At 42.1% G+C, this 6,257-nt stretch carries 6 protein-coding genes; 3 read left to right on the top strand and 3 right to left on the bottom strand.

Features of this window, described 5'->3' with window-relative positions:
* Positions 1-46: 46 nt before the first annotated feature.
* The 3 genes from ACM0OP_RS17275 to ACM0OP_RS17265 form a co-directional block, all read right to left on the bottom strand.
* The gene (locus ACM0OP_RS17275; RefSeq protein ID WP_414529654.1) at positions 47-517 is read right to left on the bottom strand and encodes a hypothetical protein; all 471 of its coding nucleotides are present in this window, start codon (positions 515-517) and stop codon (positions 47-49) included.
* 389 nt (positions 518-906) lie between these two features.
* Positions 907-1,473, bottom strand: coding sequence for a hypothetical protein (locus ACM0OP_RS17270; RefSeq protein ID WP_414529657.1), 567 nt, complete (start codon positions 1,471-1,473; stop codon positions 907-909).
* A 106-nt stretch (positions 1,474-1,579) separates the two neighbouring features.
* Positions 1,580-2,179, bottom strand: a complete 600-nt coding sequence (locus tag ACM0OP_RS17265) for a hypothetical protein (RefSeq protein ID WP_414529653.1) — start codon at positions 2,177-2,179, stop codon at positions 1,580-1,582.
* Between the two features lie 167 nt (positions 2,180-2,346).
* On the opposite strand from ACM0OP_RS17265, the gene uvrA reads away from it, so the two are divergent.
* From uvrA to ACM0OP_RS17250, 3 genes are all read left to right on the top strand, one after another.
* Positions 2,347-5,235: an excinuclease ABC subunit UvrA gene (gene uvrA, locus ACM0OP_RS17260; protein ID WP_414529652.1), complete on the top strand. Its 2,889-nt coding sequence runs from the start codon at positions 2,347-2,349 to the stop codon at positions 5,233-5,235.
* Between the two features lie 74 nt (positions 5,236-5,309).
* Entirely contained in the window at positions 5,310-5,738 is a 429-nt protein-coding gene (locus ACM0OP_RS17255; RefSeq protein ID WP_414529651.1) for a DUF29 family protein, read from the top strand.
* 44 nt (positions 5,739-5,782) lie between these two features.
* A complete protein-coding gene (locus tag ACM0OP_RS17250) occupies positions 5,783-6,199 on the top strand; it encodes an SH3 domain-containing protein (RefSeq protein WP_414529650.1) in 417 nt (138 codons plus the stop codon).
* Positions 6,200-6,257: the final 58 nt, after the last annotated feature.

The following is a 6,257-nucleotide window of genomic DNA, read 5'->3' as shown; positions in this document are numbered from 1 at the left end:
TCTCCTCTTAACATTGCTTTATACATTTAGGTTTTGCCTCGCCCACCTACTTATTTAAAAAATAAGGATTTACATTCTCAATATTTGGTTGTAATCCAGCCGGAATATTATTATTAGGAATATCAGGTAATTCTGTCCGCGTTAGGGGAACCAAGTTACCTAATTCTGTTCCGGTGGGGTCACTAGGATCAGCTTCATAAACACCTACAGAAAAACCTGTATAGTCTGGTAAAAGTTCACCACTGCAACCCAAAATTCTCCCAAAGGGGTCAACTAAGGGAATACTGAGACTATTAATTTGAGGAGAAGCACTTTCAAATTGGAAATTACTTCCAGGATCTGTATAAGTATAACTAGCTTGATTATTAATCGTGGCGCGGGGGACTACATTATCAGATTCTTGAGCTTTTACATATATAGAACTGTACAATATTCCTCCTACGAGAAAAGTTGCGGTTAACTTGGGCAACCATTTGTAATGATAAAATTTGTTTTTTAAATGGGAAAACCGATTCACTAAATAATTCTCCTCGGCGGTTGCTATAGGTTGAAGAATAAAAGGAAATTACTATAAATTGGCGGGAAATACCTAACTAAATGGGTTCTCATTTGAGTGCTATAAAAGATCCCCAATCCCCCGGTTACTGAGCGGATGTTTTAAAAGTTTTGGGCGAATATAATTTGCTACTACACAAACTAAGTCCGCCTGCGCGGACTAAGGAGAAACTCAGGATTTTCAACCCACGTAGGTGGCCTTCCCTCCGGGAAGACGCTTCGCGTCATGTCTGTGTAGCCGCGACTTCTAGTCGCCAGGGCTAGTAATAATCGATACTTTACAAACAACCTCTGAGCGAAGTCGAAGTAACTCCCCACTCCCCACTCTCCCCTGCACAAATTATTCAAAAATTAGCGCACTTGCACTTGATAATTGGCTTTGACTGTAGTTTTGGCATTTACTACAGGTAAATGTAAGCGAATGTGAGTGTAAGCACTGGCTGGTGCTGGCTGAACTTCGACATTACCATTGGGAAGGGTAACTCTGACGGTGGGGTTCTCTACAAAATTACTTCCACCATCAATGCTGTAAGTGATTTTACTGTTTTGATTTACATCAGTGGTTGCTGACTTCAGAACATAAACCATACCTTGAGGAATGGGTTGATTGAGAGTCAGATTTTTAACGGGGCGATCGCCTGTATTCTCGCCAACTAAGGTATAGCGGAGTACATCACCCGGCTGTACTGTGACTTCACCTTTTAAAGGTCGCCATTGTTTAACTTGCTTACCTTGTTGGTCTTGAGTGGTTACTTGCTGTTCTGCTTCTAAGCGTAACTGGACTTGACCTTGTGCCGCATTTTGAGCTACAGCACTACCAGAGTTCCAAATCTGAGCTACCCCTGGGATATGACCTGTAAATGACACTGTAGCCATTAATGCGATCGCACCGATACCGACAATAGAAAGCCGCTTCATTTTCATCATCTCAAAAACTCCTGTAATCTAATTTTTAAAAGTTTCAACCCACTCCCCACTCCCCAAGAGAAGTAGAGACATAGCATGGCTACATCTCTACACAGGCTTAGTTCACTCTGCGTTGGAAAATAAATGTCCCATTCACAGTAGGTTGAACAGTACCAACATTATTAATGTACTGAGTAACATCAGTAGCGGCTGTTGTCCCGGTTTGGTCAGTACCGAGAGTCACAGGATTACCATTGAAGAATTGAACTGTGCCAGTACCTGTAGCGGAACCGACCACATTACTGGTATCTATCACACCATTGGTATCATTATCTAAAGCCCAGTTATTACCATTAGCAATGCCATTTTCCACAATTTGCACATTACTAGCTGGCAAAATCACGTTACCAGTACCACTTTGAGCCTCAGAAATATTGGTATAGGTAATTCGGTACTCAATAATGTTACCTGTTTGAGGCTGTTTCTCATCAGTGCTAAACGTGCCATCAGCACCCTGTACAGCCGGTCCAGTTCCCTGTAAAATCCGTGATTCTTTCCGCAGGGTTAAGAATGCAGTATATACACGGTTAATAGTTGTATTCTGAGGTTCTTCCGGTTGTACACCAGGGATAGCATCATCAACAAAAGCTGTAATGGGTACTGGGAAACCCCGATCAATATCGGTAGATAAAGGAGTACCAGCAGGTAAATCTACCACAACTTACTGTAAAAATTTATGTCTTTATCAAAAACTTCACAAATACTGCGAAATATTATCAGTACACGCCACAAGTTTTCCCCCACTCCTACCTACACATCTCAGGGGATTACTATAGTATTATGAAGGATTGTTGCTAACCGCTTCTTAGGTATCACTCACCCGATATGTCAGATCACAAGCTCGCCCCATCTTTAAATGGACATCTGCCCAATTCTCACCACAACAGCCAGAATACCATTCGGATTCGGGGTGCTAGGCAGCATAATCTGAAGAATATTGATTTGGAATTACCGCGCGATCGCCTGATTGTATTTACTGGTGTTTCTGGTTCGGGTAAGTCTTCTCTGGCTTTTGATACCATTTTCGCCGAAGGTCAACGGCGGTATGTGGAGTCCCTCAGCGCCTACGCGCGGCAATTTTTAGGTCAATTGGATAAACCGGATGTGGAAGCCATTGAGGGCTTAAGTCCGGCGATTTCCATTGATCAAAAGTCTACTTCCCATAACCCCCGTTCCACTGTGGGGACGGTGACGGAAATTTATGATTATCTGCGGTTATTGTTTGGTCGCGCTGGTGAACCCCATTGTCCGATATGCGATCGCTCCATAGCACCCCAGACCATCGATGAGATGTGCGATCGCATTTCCGAATTACCAGACAGGACTAAGTTCCAAATTCTTGCACCTGTTGTCAGAGGGAAAAAAGGGACTCACCGCAAGCTGTTATCTAGTCTCGCATCTCAGGGTTTTGTGCGGGTGCGTGTAGATGGGGAAGTGCGGGAACTGTCAGACTCGATAGAATTAGATAAAAATATTACCCACACCATCGAAGTTGTTATTGACCGTTTGGTGAAAAAAGATGGTATTCAAGAGCGTTTAGTGGATTCTTTATCTACGTGCTTAAAACAGTCTGGTGGAATTGCTACCATTCTTGTCAGCTTGACTTCTGAGAATGGCGAAGAGAAAGAAGAGGAATTAGTCTTTTCCGAAAACTTTGCTTGTCCGGTACATGGGGCGGTGATGGAAGAATTATCGCCACGCTTGTTTTCCTTTAACTCCCCCTATGGTGCTTGTCCCCACTGTCACGGAATTGGGACTTTGAAAACATTTACCCCAGAGTTGATTGTACCAGACCCGGAAGCACCTATTTATGCGGCGATCGCCCCTTGGTCAGAAAAAGATAATTCTTATTATTTGGAATTGCTTTATAGTGTGGGACAATCCACTGGTTTTGAGTTACAAGCAAGGTGGAGTCAGCTAACAGTAGAACAGCAGCACACTGTCATGTATGGGGAGAAGGAAGAAGGAACCACAGCAGCCCAAAGAAAGCAGAGTTTTAAGGGTGTAATTCCCATTTTACAACGTCAATATGAGGGGGGAACGGAGTTAGTTAAACAGAAATTAGAGCAATATTTAGTTGACCAACCCTGTGAAGTTTGTGGCGGGAAACGTTTAAAACCAGAGGCTTTAGCGGTAAGGTTGGGACAATATGGAATTTTAGATTTAACTGGGGTTTCGATTCGGGATTGTCGGCAAAGAATTGATCAGTTAGAATTGAGCGATCGGCAAATTCAAATTGCTGATTTAGTCCTCAGAGAAATTAAAGCCAGATTACAATTTTTATTAGACGTTGGCTTAGATTATCTCACCTTAGATCGTCCCGCCATGACTCTTTCTGGTGGCGAAGCCCAACGCATTCGGTTAGCCACACAAATTGGTTCTGGCTTAACAGGTGTACTTTACGTTTTAGACGAACCCAGCATAGGTTTACATCAACGAGACAATAGCAGATTACTCAACACTTTAACCAAATTACGGGACTTAGGTAACACTTTAATCGTCGTTGAGCATGATGAAGAAACCATCCGTGCAGCTAATTATATCGTTGATATTGGTCCCGGTGCAGGAATCCACGGCGGAAATATTATTTCCCAAGGGGATTTAGAAACTTTACTCGCAGCAGAAGACTCTTTAACCGGTGCTTATTTATCGGGAAGAAGAGTTATTAATACACCCCCAGAACGCAGAAACGGAAACGGACGCAGTTTAGTAATTCAAAACGCCCATCGCCACAACTTAAGAAATATTAATGTCGAAATTCCTTTAGGTAAACTCGTCGCCGTCACAGGTGTTTCTGGTTCAGGTAAATCTACCCTAATTAACGAATTACTTTATCCCTCATTACAACATCATTTAACCAAAAAAGTCCCCTTACCGAGACACTTACAAGAAATTAAAGGCTTAAATGCAGTAGATAAAGCCATTGTCATTGACCAATCGCCCATAGGACGGACACCCCGTTCTAACCCTGCAACTTATACAGGTATATTCGATGCAATTCGGGATGTATTTGCTCAAACAGTGGAAGCCAAAGCCAGGGGATATAAACCCGGACAATTTTCTTTCAATGTTAAAGGTGGACGTTGTGAAGCTTGTAGCGGACAGGGTGTAAATGTCATTGAAATGAATTTTCTTCCTGATGTTTATGTGCAGTGTGAAGTTTGCAAAGGTGCAAGATATAACCGCGAAACTTTGCAGGTGAAATACAAAGATAAATCCATTTCAGACGTGCTGAATATGACCGTTGAGGAAAGTTTAGAATTTTTCCAAAACATTCCCAAAGCTGTCACCCGGTTACAGACTTTATATGATGTTGGTTTAGGTTACGTCAAACTGGGACAACCTGCAACTACCTTATCTGGTGGTGAAGCCCAAAGGGTGAAATTAGCCACAGAATTATCTCGCCGGGCGACAGGAAAGACGCTTTATTTAATAGATGAACCCACCACAGGGTTATCTTTTTACGATGTCCATAAATTGTTGGATGTGTTGCAGAGATTAGTAGATAAAGGTAATTCAATTTTAGTTATTGAACACAATTTAGATGTGATTCGTTGCTCTGATTGGGTAATTGATTTGGGGCCTGAAGGTGGCGATAAAGGAGGAGAAATCATTGCTGCGGGTACACCGGAGGAGGTTGCTAAGAATCCCCGTTCTTATACTGGACAATATTTGCAGCAGGTGTTGAAGCAGTATCCGGCGGTGAGGAAATAGGAGGATGTGCCACGCAGAGGCGCAGAGGCGCAAAGGTGGAAAGGGAGATTTAAAGATAGGAGGAGTTAAGAGCTATGGAAGAGTTATTGATTTTAAGGGAATTGTTGGAGGAGGGTAAAATTCCAGAGGCGTTGGAATTGGTGGATGAATTGGAGGAAATGAGTAAATCTGACAAACTGAACAAGATTTTTAGTTATGCAATTATTGTTTTGTTGCATTTAATTAAACAAGCAGCAGAAAAACGTAGCACTAGGTCTTGGGAAACTTCTATTCTTAATTCTGTTAAGCAAATTCAACGCACTAATCAACGCCCAAAGGCTAAAGGTAGTTATTTCACAGAAGCGGAGTTATTAGAAACTTTACAAGATGCTTATGAGTCAGCTTTAAGGAAGGCTGCTTTAGAAGCTTATGAAGGCAGATATGCAGCAGATGAGTTAACAAAAATGGTAACTCAGGATGCAATTATTCAGCAAGGAATGAATTTGATTTTAGGAAATAATTAGCATGGCCTTTCCTAGCTTGCTAAGTTCCCCACTAGGAGGTGAATATGAAGCTGAATTTAAGTCATGGCGTTTTAGTAGCAACACTGTCCTTATTAGGATTAATTCCCCTCACACTAGATTCTCAAGCTAATAGCTTTCAATATCCGCAGCCAAATAGACAAGGTGACTATACATCAATTCTCAGCCAGTTTCAGAATGGGAAAAAATCTGACCATCTTGTATGGAATGTTGCAGCTAGCAATCTTAATTGTCGCGCCCAGGCTGGAGTGAATTATCCTGTGGTGCGATCGCTGGCAAAAGGTGATAATCTCAATATCGTGGGAAATCCCACAACTTATCGAGATAAACAAGGTTTACCCTGGCTGTATATTGCTAAAGAAGGCAGTGCAGAAGATATCAAAATTCGCTGTTTTGTGCGCGCCAACACTCAGTTTATCAAACCCATCCCTTACTCCTTTTAAATCCCCCAGGGGCTGAAAAAATTAATCTCTCAAAACACTAGCCATAGCAAAACCTATA

Origin of the sequence: Nodularia chucula CCY0103 (assembly GCF_963923915.1) — a bacterium.
In the GTDB taxonomy this organism is placed as follows: Bacteria; Cyanobacteriota; Cyanobacteriia; order Cyanobacteriales; family Nostocaceae; genus Nodularia; species Nodularia chucula.
The sequence above is the reverse complement of the archived record's forward strand: the minus strand, read 5'-3'. Positions and strand labels throughout refer to the sequence as shown.

Bases quoted from the DNA above. Each gene is read 5' to 3' on its own strand.
- ACM0OP_RS17270 (WP_414529657.1), bottom strand. From the start codon at position 1,473: ATGAAGCGGCTTTCTATTGTCGGTATCGGTGCGATCGCATTAATGGCT.
- ACM0OP_RS17255 (WP_414529651.1), top strand. From the start codon at position 5,310: ATGGAAGAGTTATTGATTTTAAGGGAATTGTTGGAGGAGGGTAAAATT.
- ACM0OP_RS17250 (WP_414529650.1), top strand. From the start codon at position 5,783: ATGAAGCTGAATTTAAGTCATGGCGTTTTAGTAGCAACACTGTCCTTA.
- uvrA (WP_414529652.1), top strand. From the start codon at position 2,347: ATGTCAGATCACAAGCTCGCCCCATCTTTAAATGGACATCTGCCCAAT.